The sequence below is a fragment of the Microvirga sp. KLBC 81 genome (assembly GCF_003075415.1).
GTDB lineage: Bacteria > Pseudomonadota > Alphaproteobacteria > Rhizobiales > Beijerinckiaceae > Microvirga.
Genome location: NZ_QDAH01000004.1, coordinates 176,777 through 193,847, shown reverse-complemented (window position 1 = coordinate 193,847; position 17,071 = coordinate 176,777). Strand labels below are relative to the sequence as shown.

Below are 17,071 nucleotides of genomic sequence, written 5' to 3'. Positions count from 1 at the left end.
ACGTGATAAATTGGCACTCTCAGCCGTTGTCCCGCGGATAGTGGCTGCAGCCGTCAAGAAATCTCTGGACACGACACATCGTTGCCGGCCTGTTCAAGCCGTTTATGCATACTGTGGCATTTCGATCCCAGTTGTCCGCGAAGACCACGATCTCTTCACCAAACCTAAACATCGCGCTTGTTATGCCCTAAGGGGACCAGTAGAAAACGATTAACTAGAACCTTTGTGACTACCTGTGAGGGGTGACATGGCTGCAAAGCACAAACCGAGACTTGCTGCGGCAATTGTCCTTGCGCTGTCAGCCAGCGTCATCACCGGCTCATCTCTGCTGATCCCGGCACCAAGCTATGCCCAGGGGCGTCCAGAGACGGTTTCAGGCGGCGCCAACTTGATTCGGAAGCGGGTCCCTATCAACAAATCTCAAACGGTGCGCATTGAGCAGCCCTTCACGGATGTTCTGGTTGGCGCAACGGAGATTGCTGATGTCATCCCGTTGAGCGATCAGACGCTCTACATTCTGGGTAAGAAGGTTGGCACGACCAACGTTTCGATCTTGAACGAGCGAAAACAGGTTGTCGCCGTTGTTGATGTTGAGGTCGGACCCGACACCGCCAGTGTGGCTGAAAAGGTCTATGCCGGCGGCGGCGCTGGCGGCATCCGGGTCCGGGGCAGTGGCGATCAAGTGATCCTCGAAGGAACAGCCGCTGACAGCCAGGCCGTGGATCGCGCCGTTGAGATTGCCAGAAGCGTATCACCAGGCGGCGTCATTAATGCGACCAAAGTCGCATCGCCGCAACAGGTCATGCTGAAGGTGCGCTTCATTGAGGTGAACCGCAGTGCCGGCCGAGATCTGGGTATCCGTTCAGATTATCTGGGGCGTCGCAATGATGCATTTATCGGACGTGGAGGACGTGACGAGGAAGGTAATCTCCTCTCCACACTGATCGGTGGCACACAACCATTTGCGCATGTCCTACTTCGCTTCGCCAATAATTCACGCATGCTGGACCTGCACATCGACGCACTCGAGAGCAAAGGGCTGGTTCGCCGCCTCGCGGAGCCGAACTTAGTTGCGCTGTCTGGCGGCACCGCGACCTTCCACGCTGGTGGCAAGATCCCGATCCCGGTTGCCTCGACGACACAGGCTGGCGTTCCGACGATCACCGTCCAGTTCGAACCCTTCGGCGTCAGGCTCAATTTTACACCAACCGTTTTGTCGAACGGCCTGATCAATCTGGAACTGGCCCCTGAGGTCAGCGACATCGATCCGACGCTGGCAGTTCAGACTTCGGGAATTTCTATCCCGGGCATTACGGTTCGGAGTGCCAGAACGACCGTTGAACTGCGCGACGGCCAGAGTTTCGCCATGGCCGGATTGCTGCAGAACATCACTGAGCGCAACGTGGAGCAACTCCCCTGGCTTGGTTCCCTTCCGGTCCTCGGAGCCTTGTTCCGGAGCACGCAGTTCCAGTCACGCGAGACTGAGCTCGTTGTCATCGTGACGCCGCATCTCGTCAAGCCAGGCAAGCCTGGAGACCTGATCGCGTCGCCTCTCGACACGACCGTGCCCGCCAACGATGCTGATCTTTTCATCACGGGCAAGCTTGAGGTTGAGAAGCCAGTGACGCCGTCGGCCGTGTCGCCGACCCAGCAGTGGATCATAGCGAATGGCGCAAAGTTGACCGGGCCCTACGGACATATTCTGCCCCAACAAGGTGATCTTGCTCCAGCGGCCTTTGCGAAGGTCAAGACTGCGAATCCAGTGCCGGTCGTTAGAGCCAAGAACTAAGGAAATGCCTGCCTCCGGGTGGCTGAGACGCCAGAGGCCGGCTGAGCGTGAACAATCCAGACCCGAGCGGCTGAAAGAGAACCTAAACGGAAGGCAAAGGCCATGACGAGGTATCAAGTGCGAGGTTTGACTGCTCTTGCTGTGCTCATCAGCGGTCTCGGCCTTGCCGGGTGTTCAGAGTACATGGACCGCAAGGACACCATTGCCTTTAGTGCCGGTGAAGCCGTCCAGACCAATGTCGTCACCCATGTGACCGACCCCTGGCCTCCCCATGCACGCCAGAAGGACATTGCGTTCAGCGGTGAACGCATTGCCCGTACTGTCCGCCGCTATGAGTGTGGACCACGCGGCGGCAATAACTCCGGGGCGCAAGGCGGAGGATTTGGCAGCCCCACAATCAACATCAACAACGGTCCAGCGGCCGCCGCCACGTCAGCTGAACCTTGTTAGCTCGAGCCTCTGTGAAAGACTGTCGTTAACATTGAGCTGACAGGCGACCTCTCGCACGTGGGAGGATTTTATGCATGATCACCCGTCGAGCGGCCTGCACGCGTTTTTGCGCTGCAGGTGCCGAATGCCTCTGCGGCATGCCGGAAGTGAGTAACCATCCCGCAGTGAACGAGATGCTTCCGTGGCGCCCGGTCTCCTGAAACATTATCTCCAACCATTGTTACTTGGTCTACGATCTGCCATCAGCACTCTTTGTTTTCGCCCACGACCAGCGTACGGAACCGCATCCTGAAGGCGGTCTCGGGCGCGGACAATAACGACCTCATCATGATCTATACTCCGCATGCGCATTGGGACATGAGACATGCGGGAACTCAGGCAGATACACGCGACTCCTGTGGTAGGCTGCCACTGAGATACCCCGGTACTGATGCGGAAGCGCGATCGGTCCGTCCCACAACAACGTCGCTTTCAATGCCCGTGGCTCCCGAGACGTAATCGAGACCTGATGATGCACGGCACACTATTCGTCCACACTCACCGCAGGCAAAAAGCTGTCCCGCTCGTGTTAAATAATGCCGTAGTCGGTGCTTTACCTTTGTCCAGGTCATCGACGACCCGGCCACTGCGGCTCCAGGCACGTAGTCTACAAACGCTAATACTAGACGGCTCACGACTCCGGATTTTCAGAGCCAATTGCCCAATTAAGCTGTCTCCGACCAGCGCGACATCCTCCACCCGCCCAACCAGTTCGCTTCCCAACGGACCAAAAGTCCCATCGATGCATCAGCCTCAGGACATGTTAGCCCGCAAGGCTGATGAGTGACCGCCCTATTCCTGAGTCCTGGTAGACAACCAGCCCGGCACTCGCGAGCGCAATTCCGTAAGGGATGCCTGACTTCTTATTGTGAAGTCGCTGCAACCAATCCCAAGTCAGTGTGAAAGCGGGAAGCGGAATACTGCGCATTGCGAGAAAAGCGAGGGTTAGCGCACCGCCTGCTATAGCTGCAATCAGCAGGAAATTCACAAGCGCAGAACTCAGTCCGAACCACAGCGCCACTCCAGCGAGGAGTTTCGCATCGCCGCCCCCCATCCATCCGGGCGCGAACATCGCCATTCCCGCCGCGAGCAGGATGACACCAGCCAAGACATGGTACAGGAGGGTCGACAAATCCAAGCCGGTGAGAAGGGCCACAAGGGGAAACGCAAGTACGAGCCCCCCTGTCAGCCAGTTCGGGATTTTCATGGTGAGAAGGTCACTGGCTGCTGCAAAAGCCATGATGGCCGGAAACAGGAAGAGAGTTATTTGCGCCACGATCTTTACCTCTTCAATCTACTAGCCCCAAGCCTATCTGAAAGGCCATTTTGATAGGAGCGATGAACAACAGGCAATGGTAGTACGGCCGTCGAGATTGTAATCTGATGGTCGAAACTTGCTACGACTGACTCTCGATGCCAGCATCGGCGCTGGTCACACCGCGCGACTGACAACGCTTTCACCTACACTCCTGTGGCTTGCTGCAACTAGGGACACGCGCGTGGATTTGCACTGTCGCCCCCTCAATGATCACGGATCCATCCGGCATCAAGAAATCACTGCGTCGACCCCACGCCCGTTCATGCACTCCAGCCTCCAGCTTTTCGTAAAGATAAACCTTCCAAACCCCGGGCGGCTCAAAGCTGGTGTCGTCGGCACGATAAACGCGCACACCCCAGGGAAACTCCTTGCACCCGAGCGCATCAGCCACGCTCGGCCTTACGACCGAAAACTCCAAGCTGTCCGGGGATGGGCACAGCAGCGCGCCTTGTGCTGTGATGAACCCGGATGGCTTTCGAGACCATACATCGACGGCCCAAATGACCGCGATCATCGCCTGAAGCACCACAAAGGCGATGACATGGTGCCGTCTAATTTCCATCTTGCGGGTTCGGGTAAAGTTGAACGATCGCGTGAAGCTTACCCTCGTCGTCGTCCTTGGTGATCCGCTTGATGAATTCCATATAGACTTCCTGCCCCTGTTCGGTTGGCTCCGTCAGAAAGAACTGGCCGATGTCCGCATCCTTGATTGGCGATTTCGTCGAATTGCCCACCAGCCAATCGGCATGCACCACACAATCGATCATCGCAGCATAGATGACGCGCCGTTCCCAGGTTCCTGTCGGACCGGTGATACCCCTCTGAGCAGCGCAAACAGGCCCCATCGTTAGGTATTCGGGATCCGATGGTTTGAGAGCGGGCTGACCGGATTCCAGAGCATTACCGTCTGCGTCGAGACCCAGTTCGGCCATGTACATTGCGAAGCGTGTCGCAAAGCCGGGATAAGCTGTCGTGTGATGAGTGGACCAGTAAGTCGCAGCTCCCGCCTGCCAGTCACCGTTACCATAAGGGCCGTTGCATCCGTCGGGGAAGCAGCTGTCGCGCGGCATGACGCCGCCATTGCGTGGATAAGGGTCGATGGGAATGGATTTGACGCAAGCACTGTTATTTTGAGGTGCAATCCCCTTGAAGTTGTTTGGGCCTGGCGGAATTCGGACGTCTGCATCCGGGTTGTTATCCCAAATGTCGAACCGGGCGTTGATCGCCTCTCTCACCTTGCCTGCTTGGCCACCTTGTGCCGGCGTCAGAGCATTGACGTAGCACACATTTGGGGAGCTTGCGGCAAGCCCATGTTGCAACAGGTCATTTTTCTGGTTTGGGGCTGCATTGGGAGGATCAAGAAGACCGAAGTTGCCGGGCCCCCACTGGCTGCCCGGCTGCTCCCTGACCCGGACCATCGTGCCCGGTGTCAAGGTGGTGCCACCCGACGGCAGGCACATGAAGAGCGGCTGAACGGCACATGCTACTGTTTGCGTGCCGGCCGTTGATCGGACGCTGGCCGTCATGGTCGGGTCACCACCGAGCACCTGGATGATCAGACCGTTCACAGTTCCGACGTTGGTGATGGCCTGGACCCATGCGGCCTTTTTCTCGTCGGCGGCAACCCCTTTAGCGAGGTAGTTCCCCGCTCCGAGATTGTCGTAACTTGAGGCATAGACGAGGCTGATACGAGCTCCATCCCCCCAGGAATCAGCAAACTTGGAATTGTTGACCACCGCAGCGGCAGCCGCATCGGCCTTCTGGATGGCCGTATCGGTTCCATCCAAAGCATTTGCCGCCGCAAGAGCGGCGGCATCGGCCATGTCCTTCAACTCGGTATGCATGCTCGTGTATCGCCCGAGATCGAGCGAAAGCGCAAACATGCCGAGGATGACCGGGAGTGTAAACGCAAACCAGACGATCACCGCCGCTCTCTCGTCACGAGCGAGCCGGCGCATAAGTGATTGCTTGCTCATGAAGCCCCCTAAGAATGATGCCCTATTGATTCCATGGAGGATGGGTATTTGCAATTCGGCACGGCTACCTCCGAAGGATGATAGCCCCTGCCCAGAAGAATAGTATCTCGCCCTGCAGGTCCCCTAAAGATGAGGGACAGATAAGACGCAGCGCAGATCTTTCACCAGCACGGGGAACTGAGGTGCAACATCTAGTGTGCTTGAAGAGCATCGCAGGGCGGACCCGCAGGAGAGGCACAACAGCAAAAAGCCCTGCGTCGGTAATTTGAGCACTCTCGCGTAGGCGCGCGCTCAATGCACGTCAGCAGCGCGCTTACATCCAGTGAGGAGGTGGCCTTAGCACCCAGCACTCCGTTACTGCACAACGATCACTGTCCCAACAATCCAGGGCGTGCCCCGCTCCGTTTGGGGGATGAGGCGCCTCAACCGCAAAGCACTGGCTGTCGGCGAATGAAGACATGGTCACGCGGGCAAGCTCCTGTGCCGATGCTCTCATTCAAGGAGAAAGCATCGGATGAGCCCCAAAAGTGCAAATCCACTTGTGGGTCCGATGCTGTAACTGGATGAACGTAAGCGTCACTGGTTCAGGATCAGGACTGATTAGGGCAATGCTGGTCCTCAGGCAAAATGCTTTTGACTGCTGATCCCCCGAGGTAACGTCCGATGCCGGAGGGTGCCATCGGGTCGGGAATGTACTGGTGGCACCTTTGATACGCCCGATGGTCGCGTGAATGCCTCATAAGAATTAGCCTCTTGATCGAATGGGGTAGTGCGCTGGAAACTGCTCTCTGAGCATGCTTTCCTACGTGGAAAGTGCTGGGGATCAGAATGCGACAGATCAGAATGACGCTTCGCGACACGGCGGGCGCGGCAATGGTCGAAATGGCTATTGTGCTCCCGCTTGTCCTGTTACTAACCGTGGGGGCCATCGAGATAGGGCTGTTTCTGTTCCAAGCGAATGCCGCCACCAAGGCGGCTCAACTCGGCGCCCGATGGGCAGTCGTTAACCAGCCTGTGTCCACAACTCTTCGAACAGATCTGGCAAGCATCGGATGGTGGGTACCAGATACCATTGGAGAGAGCTGCGAGATTGTGGCGGGAGGATGCAAGCCTGCCCCCGGCACATCCTACATTTGCAAGTCAGGAACCGTCGGCTGCGATTTTTCCCAGATCATACCGCAGATGCAACGGGCCTTTCCCACCCTGCAAGCCAGCGAGGTCACTGTCACCTATCAGACGTTCGATTCCTCAGAATACGCCCTTGGCTTCGTGGGGCGGCCCGGCGGTCCGCCGGTGCGGGTCACGGTGACAATTTGCAAACGGCTTCAGTTCACGTTCCTCGACGGCTTCATTCCGGCTTTCATCAACCCACCCCCACCCCCTGAGTGCAGCGGCCAGCCCGATGGGTTCTACACCCCAGCCACGACGCGGCTGACGAGCGAGTCGTTCGGACCACCAGGCGTGGGGACCTAAATCATGATGAGGCGACCCGGCACCCTGAATGCGACTTAGACCTATGGTGTATGCAGTGGCCGGAGAGCCGTCCTTTCCGGACACGGGCTGGAGTGCTAACGGCCGGCAATGTCCCGCTCACTGGCATCCGCACGACTTGCGCTACGCGCGCAAGTCAGCCACTGCAATCGATCGCCAGAACGTGTGATCGCCTCTGGACCTTCCGAGGCTATGGACGTCTCCTGCGCCTGGACTGCACGAAAATATCGAGCAGGAGGTAGAAGGGCCACGTGAGCATGAAGGCCACCTCGTGGGCGACACTCTTCTGCTCCACCACATCCTTGGGCGGAGCGAACGCCAGAAGCACCCCGCCAATCGCGATCGAACCGTACAGGGTCCACATGAGAAACGCCTCCCTCGTCTAGCAGCAGCGATTTTTGTGTGACTTGAGCACACCACACAAATAGTCAACAGTCTATTCCTATGTTAGATCCCAAGGAGGTTATCATCTGCTCCGCGCGTCACAGTGATCGCCCCAGCGTTCTCAGCAAAAACCTCCTGCCTGCCCTCGACTTGACAAACGAACGATGCGGTCTGGCCCCTCAGCCTGTTGTCATCTCTCATCTCTCAAGAGAAATCGGAACAGAACCCACCGATTTCACCCTCGCCTTCCATAGTACATCCTTCGATCGGCCTCGGATCCGGCTGATTACCTCTGGCTGGCCCATCAGTCCCGTCGTGAGGATTGAGGCGCTTGAAGAGGCATATAGGCGAACCTCAAACCCTCTTATGTCCGGTCCTTGTGCACGCCTCGGGTTTCCCGACGACGGTGCGTGTCAGGACGGCCATGTTCCTCTGGAAATCGACCCGCCATTGCCTTTCCCTGATTAGACGAGCGAAGTCGAAACAGTCACCATGGAGCGACTCGCGCTCCTCATCGTTCGCACTGTGGTTCTGACGGGGACCCTGGGCGCCATCTGCTGAGCCCTACCCTACCGATCGGCGCGGCCTGGACGACCGTGGCTCAGGCCCTTTCAAAACCGGGAGGCTGACCGTCACCCCCTGGAGGGATCATGCCCGTATGGTCCCTGCCCCTGAAGCGCTTACCTGCACTGGCCTGCCGTATCTAAAACGGCCCCATGATGAATCGAGGCGGTGCACCCGAGGTCCGCATGGGTGCAGTCCGGATCGGCTGGAGCAAGTCACCGTTCGACCAGAACTGATGGCTCTGCGGCTGTGAGTTGGTCTACCTGTGCCGCTTCGCCAGCCCGTTTAAAATCCGCCGATCAGGCGCTCATCGCGGCGCTGCTCCCGGTCGACAGGCGGGTCGTGGCCCACATAGCCGCTTGCGTGCGGTTAGCCGCACCGATCTTTCTCAAGATGGCCTTGATGTGAACTTTAACTGTAGCCTCTACGACGTCAAACTGCCGGGCAATAATCTTGTTGGAGGCTCCCTGCATCAGACATTTCAGGATCTCGACCTCCCGGTTTGAGAGATTGTGCACTCTCAGATCAGGCGAGGTCTGCACGGACGACTTGGCATCCAAGAACCCTGGTTCTGAGCGAACCGGGAGGTCATCGAGCAAGGAGGACACCAAAGCCGCTGGCAGAACGGCCTCACCCAACATTGCGAGCTCCAGAGACTTAATCAGAACGTCACGCCCCGTGGTCGACAGGCAGAAGCCATCAGCCCCTGCATCCCTCCCCTGCCGCACGAAGTTCGGATCAAAGGTGTGTCCAACGATCATGATCCGAGCCTCGGGGTACTGACACCTCAAGCTACGAGCCGTCTCGATCACCTGCTGCAAGGGATCACTGCCATCGACGATAAATAAGTCAGGTGCATCACCTGAGCAGCAGTGCGACAGGGAGGCGTCATCGGACGCAACGCCTGCTACGGCAAAGCAGGTCCCAGCGAGGAGATGTTCGAACCCTACGCGGATCAACGGGTTCCGACCAAACAGAATTGTCTTCACGGCCTGCCCGACGTTTCTCACTGCCCTCGCGTCCTGGAGGCTTTCACCGGTGCTGCGACAGAGAGTTTCTGCTGACATTGCTGCTCCCTCCAGAGGTAACCACTAAGGTCTTATTAATCCGTTCCTCCGAGAGTACGCAGTGAGCGGTCTAAGCAAGCCATAGACCGGATGGCCTAATGCTTACTGGGTATGCAATACGCCGAAAGAGACACTGAAAAGAGCCCTCGTTTAAGAAGTTAATCATGCCACACTGCCTAAACTCCTGCTATCCGCGCTTTCGACGGCGACAAGCGGATCTGGTCAGGCCGCAAGAGGCCGCCAACGCGGGCTTGGAGGTTCCGCCTCGAACAGCGAGTGCCAGCTTCCTGTGAAGATTAAGCCGCTCTCGTCTCCGGCACGTACACAGCCGTTCTTGGAACATCCGCACCTGCGCTCCGCCTGAAACAACGAGCGACCGCGGGCTTGGGCAGCTCTCAGGTGGCACCTCGCCCATCAGTATCAGTCGGCTCATCCGCGGGCTACGATCCCGTCTCGGGCGCCGGACGTGCCGCTCACTTTCTGAGCGACCTTCACCTGCGTTGAGCTTCTGGTCGTGATGCGGAGCAGCCCAATTGCCCGCAGCCGCACGGACAACTTAGATGCCTCTCGCTGGGGCTTTATACAAACGTCCTCTGATCGGCAGGGATCAAGAGGATCCCATCTTGGATGTTTTCCTTAAATCGGCCAGACCAGAATTCGTCTACCACCTAAAGCCGGCGAGCCAGTACATAAGCGTGGTCATCGTGTCGGCGCCAATCAACTCGCCCAGTCCCTGGATCAATAAAATCAGGCCGATCAAAAACAGGAAGGGCAGCCAGCTTCGGAGAGGTGTTCTTACAACCTTCCAGAGGATGAACAGAATGGGGATCGCGTAGACCCCGAGCGAGAGAGCCCCCATGACATTCATGGCCGTTTGCATCACACCACCCCAGCAGAATTGACATCACTCCTGCCGCATTTCTTGGCGGCTTGAAGCGGCGCAAAGGGATCGGTCGGTGACAATTGTGCCCTGGCCCGGGACGTAGCCGCACAGGAAGTCATCCTGCCATGATCCACTCCGCCGTACCGGTATTGTGGGCACTGAGGCCGCTTGATGGCCATGCACCATTGTACAGCGCGACAGAGCTCCCTTACGCTGCCGCACTGGCTCACCTCTGTCTTCTCGCTGTGATGGCAGGGACGCTGAGAAACCTAGCATCAGCATGGGTTGCACACTGTCACTGGCCTGCACAGCAATTCTGATCCATCGTGCCGCTCTATGCGACCTGCAAGGCCGGATCGATCAGAACCGCCTTGTCGCGCAGAAAGGCCAACAGAGCCCGTTCATTTTCGTGCAGCATTCCGTCCCGCTGCAGACGAGCGCTCAGCCAATGTGCCTCGTCACCGGTGATGTGGCCCGCCTGCCGAACCTCGGCCTTGCCCCAGACGCCTGTCTCCTTCGCACGGGCCTCGGGCGCGCGGTAGCCAGTGAACACCCCTGCCAGCCCCTCCAGCATCCGTCCGAAGAACGAGCCCACATCTATGGGCTCGTCGAGCCAGCGCTCTCGCTGCAGAGCCTCCTCGCGGGTCGGGACGGTATAGCCAGAATAGAACAGCACGGAGTTGGCGACAGCTTTGACGAACAAATCAGACCATGCCGGGTGGTTCTCAGCTTCTGCGGTGGCGTCGTTGATCTCAAACAGGACCTCTGCCTCGGCACGCGAGACAGCAATGTGCTGATCGCCACCATAGGCATAGAGAATGCGCCGCAGGAACTGCACATCAGCCTCAGTGACGATCCCTGGCTTGTATTCTCCGCCGCGGCGCGCCGGTCCCGATCCCTGAAGGACGGTGTCGCGCGCGGCCTCAAGGGCGAAGCGCACCAGCCGTTCCGGACTCTTCTTCGACTTTTCCAGAACACCGATCACCGCTTCAAGCTCCGCAGCGGTGTCAATCCGTCCGTCCCGACTGACCTGCTCGATGAGCCAGTCAGCATTTCGGTCATCGACATAGCCCGCAGGCTCCTGATGTTCGACGAGAAAGTCGGCGATGGCTTCCGCATACAGGTCGGTCCAGGCATCGCTCTTCTCAGAGCAGGTGCAATCAAGGGTGAACAGCCCCTCAATGTGCTGCTTTGACACAACCCGGCCGCCGTAGATGATCCGACGCAGCTGCAGGACTTGCTCGGGCCCGATACGACCTGACGCCTGGATGCTGGACACCGTATTTGTGAACTGCGACTGATCCATTTCGCCCCCCAATATGCCTGATAGCATATCGGGCCGTCAGAGGGCCGCAAGCGATCACCGAGACGACCGATGGCTTCTTCCGGAGTAGCCACAAGTGGGCTGGCACCTGCAAGCGGCGCGTGAGGTGGCAGCCTGATCGACAGGAGCCATGCTAGCCACAAACGCGCAACCGTCGATTGGTCCTTAAAACAAATTGACGTTTTCGCGCGGTCTATAAGGCTGCGACGCAGTTCTGGACGATCGCCAACCAGGCGTGCCGTTGCCATTGCAGTAAAACGCTACGAAACATATGGCAGACCTGATGCCATCGCGGATGAAGTGCCTATTCCGCCGGCCGACACAATAGTACAGCCGCAGAAACCGAAGCACAGCTCACCACGTTATAGCGCTAGAGGAGCTGATAAAGTGCCGATCAAGTTGCGCACCGTTGCGGCGTGTTTCCTTTGTCTGATGACTCCGTCCTTGCACGCCGTTGCCAAGGAGCGGCGCCTCTGGGTCGATCCTCCTATGGAGGCAATCATCCCTCCTGCCACAGCGGCCTCATCACCGACCCAAGCAGAACCTGAACTCCCCCTCCCTCCGCAACAGGATGTTGATGTCACAGGCGCACTCGACCCCTCGTTGGAGGCTGTTCCCGAAGCCGCAGCGCCTCCCGCCATCAATGCACTCCCGCGCCCTGCGTGCACGACGAGGACGTACACCGTGCTCTCTGGAGCAACAGTTCGCGTTCATGCCTGCTGAAAGCTCCGAAAACCAATCATCTCTCAAGCACCGGCGCGCAGACCTGACGCAGGGCTTGTTTGGGGGCTATCGACCTGACCGTTCCCGCCCCCGCCTTCCCCCAGCTCTCTGGTGATTCATGAGGACTTGGGATGGTTTGGACCGCTGAAGCCCGTGGAGCGGATGGTGATATCCCCAATACTGGCGGGCTGCACCTTCGGCCCCATTCGGTGTAGTGGCTGTGAGAATATCCCTCTCATGAGCGGGCCCGGGATCAGGGCATGAATCGCCACCAGATGGCCGCGCCTGGTCTCAACATCAAGCACCGCAATCATCAGGTCGAATCAGGCGCGATCCATGTGCTGGCAGTCGTAGGTATCTGAAGAAAAACTGGGTGAGGCGGCCCAGCGGCCTCGGATGACACCTGCTCGCGTGGGCAGCCCACAACCTAGACAGGGCGGAGGAGGATGACACGCGAGCAGGTGTCATCCGACATCGCACTGTTCTGTCCTGGGTCCAGCCGCGCTGGCAATTGCGTGTCGACACCCTCAGCAGCTTAGACATCCGGTCTGTTACTGGCCTCGTCAGATAATCTGGTTAAACCGCTGTTCGATGCGACGGCGGGTTCCAATGTCATGGGCGACATTCCAGCCGAAGCGAATGGCGATTGCCATCAGCAGCAGGAGAGGAGCAGGCTGGATGTTGGTGAGGAAAGCGTAAGTAACCAAGTAGGTCGCGGCGTCCATGATGACCTCTCCTTTCATTTAGATGACGCTTCTCCTCTCACTTCGTTCTGCATTGTTCCTTTGCTGTACCAAGCATCCGCCCACTCCCTTGAATTGCGGGCCGCAGGTAACTGGCAAGCCGGCGCGAAGTTCGAGAACGATCGCCATTGCCACACTGGTCTTATCTCAAAGGTCATGGAGCAAGTCATCTTCTCGCCTGAAGGGAAGCGGGCGGCTCTCGCGGCTGTTAAACAGGGTCTGCCGCCCTTGGCATTCATTGACTCGCTTCTCAAAGAGGCCCTTGGGTCTGACTATGGCAAGCATAACGAAGATACGGCACAAGCGGGCTATCTCGTCACAAACCTGATGCGGCAGATGGGATATAAGCCTGTTGGTTCTGCCCCGCTTCCACCAGGATGCATTGCGAAGACAGGACGGCTCTTCACACACGATAAAAACGATCAAGCCGACGCTGTGAGCTGTAGGGATCCGTATCCGGCGACGCTTCTGATCTCCTGCTAATCAGTATAGGTGAGCCGTTTTCGGACCAATGCAGGAGTGCCGCGAGCCCGAACAGGAGCTAAACAACCCAAGCACCACAAGGGAACTCAGCCTACCCAAAGCCTTCAATCAAGCGGCAACATTTGCGGTTCTCTGCCGAGCGCCTTTTTGTTCAGCCAGTAGCCTATGTGCTGACAATGTTCGTGACGATCCTGGTCTCCAGGTCGTGGAGAATCGTGCCAATCATGCCGGCCGGTTCGACAAGACTGTGCTCGTACAGCCGCAGAAAATGATCGATGTTGTTGCGCAGCAAGGGCCGGTTCTCTGCAACCGTGCTCCTGTGGTCCCAGATCTCCCAGACGATCAGCCCTAACAGAGCAGCCCCTCCCACAACAGGCCCCCAGGAGCCAGCCGATGCCGCGGCCCCTCGCGCGGCGGCTTGCCGCCCGACAGTCGTTAGAGCTTTCCGGGCGACCGCCCCTGTCAGAACTCCGGTTGCGCGGGTGGTTCCTGCGACAACCGCCGTTCTGGCGAGTTGAGCCGTCACGGCAGGTGCCAGGCTGGCCACCACGCCTGTGCCGCTCCAGACCAGGCCGGCGGCAAAGGCCTTGAGGGTCAGCGGGACACTGCGGCTGCCCTCCGTCAGGCTGACCATGGTCGAGATGCTTGCCAGGTAAGCCTCCCATTGCGCGGGCGGGATCTCGTACTGTTTGGGGATGCTTTGCAGGTGATCCTGGAGAGATGTCAGGAACACCGCAACCGACTGCCGGGCAATCCTCTGGAGCTCCTCGTCGAGGACCGGCGCCGGTATGACGCGCAGGCCGAACTCTCGGGCAATATGCTCCTGGAGGTCCTTGTCGGCATCGCTGCCGGAGACCCAGCTTGCGGCCTTGTTGAACGCGTACCCCCAGGCCATGCGCTGCTGGGTCACATAGCCAAAGTACCAGTCCAGGAACGCGCCATCGACCTTGGCCATGATGCGGGCGTGCAGCTTGTCGAGTTCCAAGCGGGCTTGGTGGAGCCCCTGCTCTCGGGCCTTCTCGACGGCCTGTCGGATCTGAGGGGTCAGACGCGACAGGTCGACCGTTTGCACGACCGGCTGCTCACGCCGCCGGAAGTCAAACAGCGTCTCTCGTCGTGGCAGGAATTGCTGGACAACCGGCACAGTCGTGAAGATCACTACGGTGGTGGCAAGACAGGTGCTGATCAGGGTAAGGCGATCCAAGGTGCGCATCATTTGGCTCCATTGGCGGCAAGCACCTAGAACAATATGGTCACGCTCGGTCAGTTCCAGAGACTACTGAAGATGAGATTTCTTCATCCTCGGGAGTAGGACCACAGCTAACCCGTGTAAACGGCCGGATTTTTCGAGGTGACGAGCGCAGCGCACTGGACTGAGTAGGGCTGGCACCTAGGAAAGGCGGGGCCGACCGCGGCTGTACCGCCGGCTCCATCTCTTAAAGCACGCAGCCGCAGCGTGCCCCCCTTGCGTATGCCAGCAGTTCAGGCCGGCTATGCGGGTGCGACCGGATGAAGGCGTCGATCATGCGCGCGGTCTCCTCCGGGAAAGCTGTGTGCCAGTGACCGAGCCCATGAAGCGCGCTTTCCTGGCAAGCGACCGAATCCATCCGAAGAATGGCCCCCATGGTCTCCAAAGCGGCCGCGTGCAGCGCGCGGCGGTCTTCCTCTTGCGGGCCGCCATGGACCGGCATGAGATCCCACCACATGTAGCACACCGCATTGAGCGGGAACCGTCCGGGCTCGTCGCGGTGGGACAGATGCGGCGAGCATCGGGGCCGGAAGAGCTGGCGGAACAGACTCTCGCACGCGCGGACGCAGCGCACCCGTGCCTGGATCTCCACGGAAGGGTCATCGAGGCAGAACAGATGCTCCCCGAGACCCGGACTGATCAGATAATTCAGTCCCATGTTCACTTCGGCATCGGTGAACCCGGTGAGCGCCGGGAGAGGATCCTCGAACAGTCTCGTCACATATTCGGTGGTTAGCCGGGCCGGCGCGTCCCAGTAGGGCACATCCTCTGCCCAGTACCACTCCGGCCCCGTGGCCGGGTGATCAAAGACGAAGGCGATCCATTCTTCAAAGGATAGCGATGAAAGGGCGGCCACAGGTTAACTCCTGTCCGGAAGCGGAACGCGGTGGTGCGCACCGTCCAATCCAACTCCTCAAGCAGCATTTCGGCATCTGACGCGAAAGCAGTAACGAGTATCGCGCGCCGCGGCCTCCACCAGGGCCGGTTTCACTGAATGGGCGCGGCGCGTTCCATAAGCCGCCGCGAAGACTTCACGAATACGCTTTTTCAGGTTCCATATTGGACCTTATGGGTTATTTCTCAATTTGCGGGTAATCAGCGTTGTGGAATGCAACGGCGTACCCGCCTCGCGCGAGGCGGGCGGTACAAGGCTCACCCCGCGTGATTACTCCGCTTGATCGCTCGCGGCTCGATAGGAACGCTGTCACTAATAGTTGGACAACATCGACAGGAGACAGGAATGGGGCCACGGGGGCGGTTCTGGCAGCATGTCGTTCGGGATGATGCCGGCGCGGCAATGGTTGAGTATTCGCTTTTGCTCGGCCTGATCGCGGGCGCGGCGCTGATCTCCATCGCGGCGACTGGCACTCAGCTTGCAGCCCAGTGGCAGCAAGCGAACACTGCGATCAGTGGCGCTTTCTCCAGCGGGCCGCCCGCAGGCCCGGGGGGCAACGGCGGCGCTGGAGGTACTGGCGGCAACAACGGCAACAACGGCAATGGCAACGGGGGCGGCGGAGGCAACAGCGGCAACGGCAACGGCGGTAGCGGCAACAACGGCAATGGGAATGGCGGCGGGGGTGGCAACAGCGGTAACGGCGGTGGCAGAAATAAATAGACTGCTATCCTGCGGCACAATGGGCGTTGGAATGTAAGCCATCACAAATCCCGGTAGCCCTGCCACCGCTTCGTCTGGGCGATGGCCTCCAGCGCCTTAGCGACGTGGTCTGATCGAGGTGTCGATGGTGACGAGGTTTCCGGTGATCGGATCGAGAATGGTCATGGGCAGTCCTCCCCGTTCAAGCAGACGGAGAACGCCGCATGCCTGGATTGGATCAGGGTCGCTTCAAGTTGTGGTTACGAGACAGTTACTGCGCTGCCGTTGCATCTTGCTTTCGCCCATTGAGCAAGCAGAATGAAAAATGTGCCCAAGCCTCTCACCCGAACTCATCTCCTCCATCAAGCTGCGTATCCAGGACCCGCGTCGACGGAGCGCTGCGCCGAAGCGCGAGCCTGTCGGCGTCGTAGATGATCCTGATAAGCTCGCTGAGCTCTTTGACTTGGAGAGCCCCGGTTCGCCGAACTCCGTTCGCCTCTCGGCCGAGCAAATGGAACGCTGGGGTCGGAAGATGCCCCATGCATGTCACGCGAGCCGACGGATGGCTCAGCGCGTCGAGTGAGGACACGAACAACTCCCCTCTTGCGCCACCTGCGACAGAAACTGGCTTTGATGTGATCGAGGAGAAGATCGGCAGGCCGATCCCGCATGACTTACGACAGCTCTCTTCGATCGCTGATGGGGTTTCGGCCCCGGCACGGGCCAGGGTTTTATTCGCTGGAGCGCATCGGTCTGGAATATGACGACCTTCGCCGTCGCGGCCCCGGTTACACCGGGGAAGCTGCCTGGCCGCCGCATCTCTTGCCGTTGACCCACAATGTCGGCCCTGCCTCATACGACCTTGAACGCGGCGTCATCGTAGCGTTCAATGACTATTACTACGACGATGAACTGACCATCGAGGAGGCGTTCACTGATCTTGATCCCAGCTTGGAGAGCTGGCTTAAAGACTGGCTCGACACAACCAACTAAA

At 58.8% G+C, this 17,071-nt stretch carries 14 protein-coding genes; 5 read left to right on the top strand and 9 right to left on the bottom strand.

Annotated features, from left to right (window positions below):
• The first annotated feature begins 247 nt into the window (after positions 1–247).
• Together DC522_RS04935 and DC522_RS04930 are read left to right on the top strand one after the other, a co-directional pair.
• Complete coding sequence (locus DC522_RS04935) at positions 248–1,789, top strand: type II and III secretion system protein family protein (RefSeq protein WP_116527582.1); 1,542 nt, start codon at positions 248–250, stop codon at positions 1,787–1,789.
• Positions 1,790–1,891: 102 nt separating this feature from the next.
• A complete protein-coding gene (locus DC522_RS04930; protein ID WP_133239231.1) occupies positions 1,892–2,239 on the top strand; it encodes a hypothetical protein in 348 nt (115 codons plus the stop codon).
• An 802-nt stretch (positions 2,240–3,041) separates the two neighbouring features.
• On the opposite strand, the gene DC522_RS04925 is transcribed toward DC522_RS04930, so the two are convergent.
• Entirely contained in the window at positions 3,042–3,554 is a 513-nt protein-coding gene (locus tag DC522_RS04925; RefSeq protein ID WP_256369834.1) for a prepilin peptidase, read from the bottom strand.
• Between the two features lie 593 nt (positions 3,555–4,147).
• Entirely contained in the window at positions 4,148–5,554 is a 1,407-nt protein-coding gene (locus DC522_RS04915; RefSeq protein ID WP_256369837.1) for a pilus assembly protein TadG-related protein, read from the bottom strand.
• Positions 5,555–6,400: 846 nt separating this feature from the next.
• On the opposite strand from DC522_RS04915, the gene DC522_RS04910 reads away from it, so the two are divergent.
• Complete coding sequence (locus DC522_RS04910) at positions 6,401–7,045, top strand: TadE/TadG family type IV pilus assembly protein (protein WP_116527578.1); 645 nt, start codon at positions 6,401–6,403, stop codon at positions 7,043–7,045.
• Positions 7,046–7,253: 208 nt separating this feature from the next.
• Here DC522_RS04910 and DC522_RS34640 read toward each other — a convergent pair whose 3' ends face one another.
• The 4 genes from DC522_RS34640 to DC522_RS04895 all read right to left on the bottom strand — a co-directional run bounded on the left by DC522_RS34640 (position 7,254) and on the right by DC522_RS04895 (position 11,267).
• Positions 7,254–7,427, bottom strand: a complete 174-nt coding sequence (locus DC522_RS34640; protein ID WP_165820053.1) for a hypothetical protein — start codon at positions 7,425–7,427, stop codon at positions 7,254–7,256.
• An 883-nt stretch (positions 7,428–8,310) separates the two neighbouring features.
• Entirely contained in the window at positions 8,311–8,772 is a 462-nt protein-coding gene (locus tag DC522_RS34635; protein ID WP_165820052.1) for a response regulator transcription factor, read from the bottom strand.
• Positions 8,773–9,739: 967 nt separating this feature from the next.
• Positions 9,740–9,958: a hypothetical protein gene (locus DC522_RS04900; protein WP_133239230.1), complete on the bottom strand. Its 219-nt coding sequence runs from the start codon at positions 9,956–9,958 to the stop codon at positions 9,740–9,742.
• Between the two features lie 337 nt (positions 9,959–10,295).
• Positions 10,296–11,267, bottom strand: a complete 972-nt coding sequence (locus tag DC522_RS04895) for a hypothetical protein (RefSeq protein WP_116527575.1) — start codon at positions 11,265–11,267, stop codon at positions 10,296–10,298.
• Between the two features lie 1,355 nt (positions 11,268–12,622).
• Between DC522_RS04895 and DC522_RS34245 the strand changes: the two genes are divergently transcribed.
• The gene (locus DC522_RS34245) at positions 12,623–13,234 is read left to right on the top strand and encodes a hypothetical protein (protein ID WP_133239229.1); all 612 of its coding nucleotides are present in this window, start codon (positions 12,623–12,625) and stop codon (positions 13,232–13,234) included.
• Between the two features lie 163 nt (positions 13,235–13,397).
• On the opposite strand, the gene DC522_RS04880 is transcribed toward DC522_RS34245, so the two are convergent.
• From DC522_RS04880 to DC522_RS34630, 3 genes are all read right to left on the bottom strand, one after another.
• The gene (locus DC522_RS04880) at positions 13,398–14,450 is read right to left on the bottom strand and encodes a hypothetical protein (protein ID WP_133239228.1); all 1,053 of its coding nucleotides are present in this window, start codon (positions 14,448–14,450) and stop codon (positions 13,398–13,400) included.
• A gap of 220 nt (positions 14,451–14,670) precedes the next feature.
• Positions 14,671–15,339 (bottom strand): hypothetical protein, encoded by a 669-nt coding sequence (locus DC522_RS04875; RefSeq protein ID WP_116527571.1) that lies wholly within the window; start codon positions 15,337–15,339, stop codon positions 14,671–14,673.
• A 351-nt stretch (positions 15,340–15,690) separates the two neighbouring features.
• Entirely contained in the window at positions 15,691–16,140 is a 450-nt protein-coding gene (locus DC522_RS34630) for a hypothetical protein (protein ID WP_165820051.1), read from the bottom strand.
• 606 nt (positions 16,141–16,746) lie between these two features.
• Between DC522_RS34630 and DC522_RS04860 the strand changes: the two genes are divergently transcribed.
• Positions 16,747–17,070: a hypothetical protein gene (locus tag DC522_RS04860; protein ID WP_116527568.1), complete on the top strand. Its 324-nt coding sequence runs from the start codon at positions 16,747–16,749 to the stop codon at positions 17,068–17,070.
• The last annotated feature ends 1 nt before the right edge of the window (position 17,071 follow it).

What these genes read in the sequence shown, in the direction of transcription:
- DC522_RS04935 (WP_116527582.1), top strand. Translation starts at nt 248, where the DNA reads ATGGCTGCAAAGCACAAACCGAGACTTGCTGCGGCAATTGTCCTTGCG.
- DC522_RS04930 (WP_133239231.1), top strand. Translation starts at nt 1,892, where the DNA reads ATGACGAGGTATCAAGTGCGAGGTTTGACTGCTCTTGCTGTGCTCATC.
- DC522_RS04915 (WP_256369837.1), bottom strand. Translation starts at nt 5,554, where the DNA reads ATGCGCCGGCTCGCTCGTGACGAGAGAGCGGCGGTGATCGTCTGGTTT.
- DC522_RS04910 (WP_116527578.1), top strand. Translation starts at nt 6,401, where the DNA reads ATGCGACAGATCAGAATGACGCTTCGCGACACGGCGGGCGCGGCAATG.
- DC522_RS34640 (WP_165820053.1), bottom strand. Translation starts at nt 7,427, where the DNA reads ATGTGGACCCTGTACGGTTCGATCGCGATTGGCGGGGTGCTTCTGGCG.
- DC522_RS34635 (WP_165820052.1), bottom strand. Translation starts at nt 8,772, where the DNA reads ATGATCGTTGGACACACCTTTGATCCGAACTTCGTGCGGCAGGGGAGG.
- DC522_RS04900 (WP_133239230.1), bottom strand. Translation starts at nt 9,958, where the DNA reads ATGCAAACGGCCATGAATGTCATGGGGGCTCTCTCGCTCGGGGTCTAC.
- DC522_RS04895 (WP_116527575.1), bottom strand. Translation starts at nt 11,267, where the DNA reads ATGGATCAGTCGCAGTTCACAAATACGGTGTCCAGCATCCAGGCGTCA.
- DC522_RS34245 (WP_133239229.1), top strand. Translation starts at nt 12,623, where the DNA reads ATGGGCGACATTCCAGCCGAAGCGAATGGCGATTGCCATCAGCAGCAG.
- DC522_RS04880 (WP_133239228.1), bottom strand. Translation starts at nt 14,450, where the DNA reads ATGATGCGCACCTTGGATCGCCTTACCCTGATCAGCACCTGTCTTGCC.
- DC522_RS34630 (WP_165820051.1), bottom strand. Translation starts at nt 16,140, where the DNA reads ATGGCTTACATTCCAACGCCCATTGTGCCGCAGGATAGCAGTCTATTT.
- DC522_RS04860 (WP_116527568.1), top strand. Translation starts at nt 16,747, where the DNA reads ATGACTTACGACAGCTCTCTTCGATCGCTGATGGGGTTTCGGCCCCGG.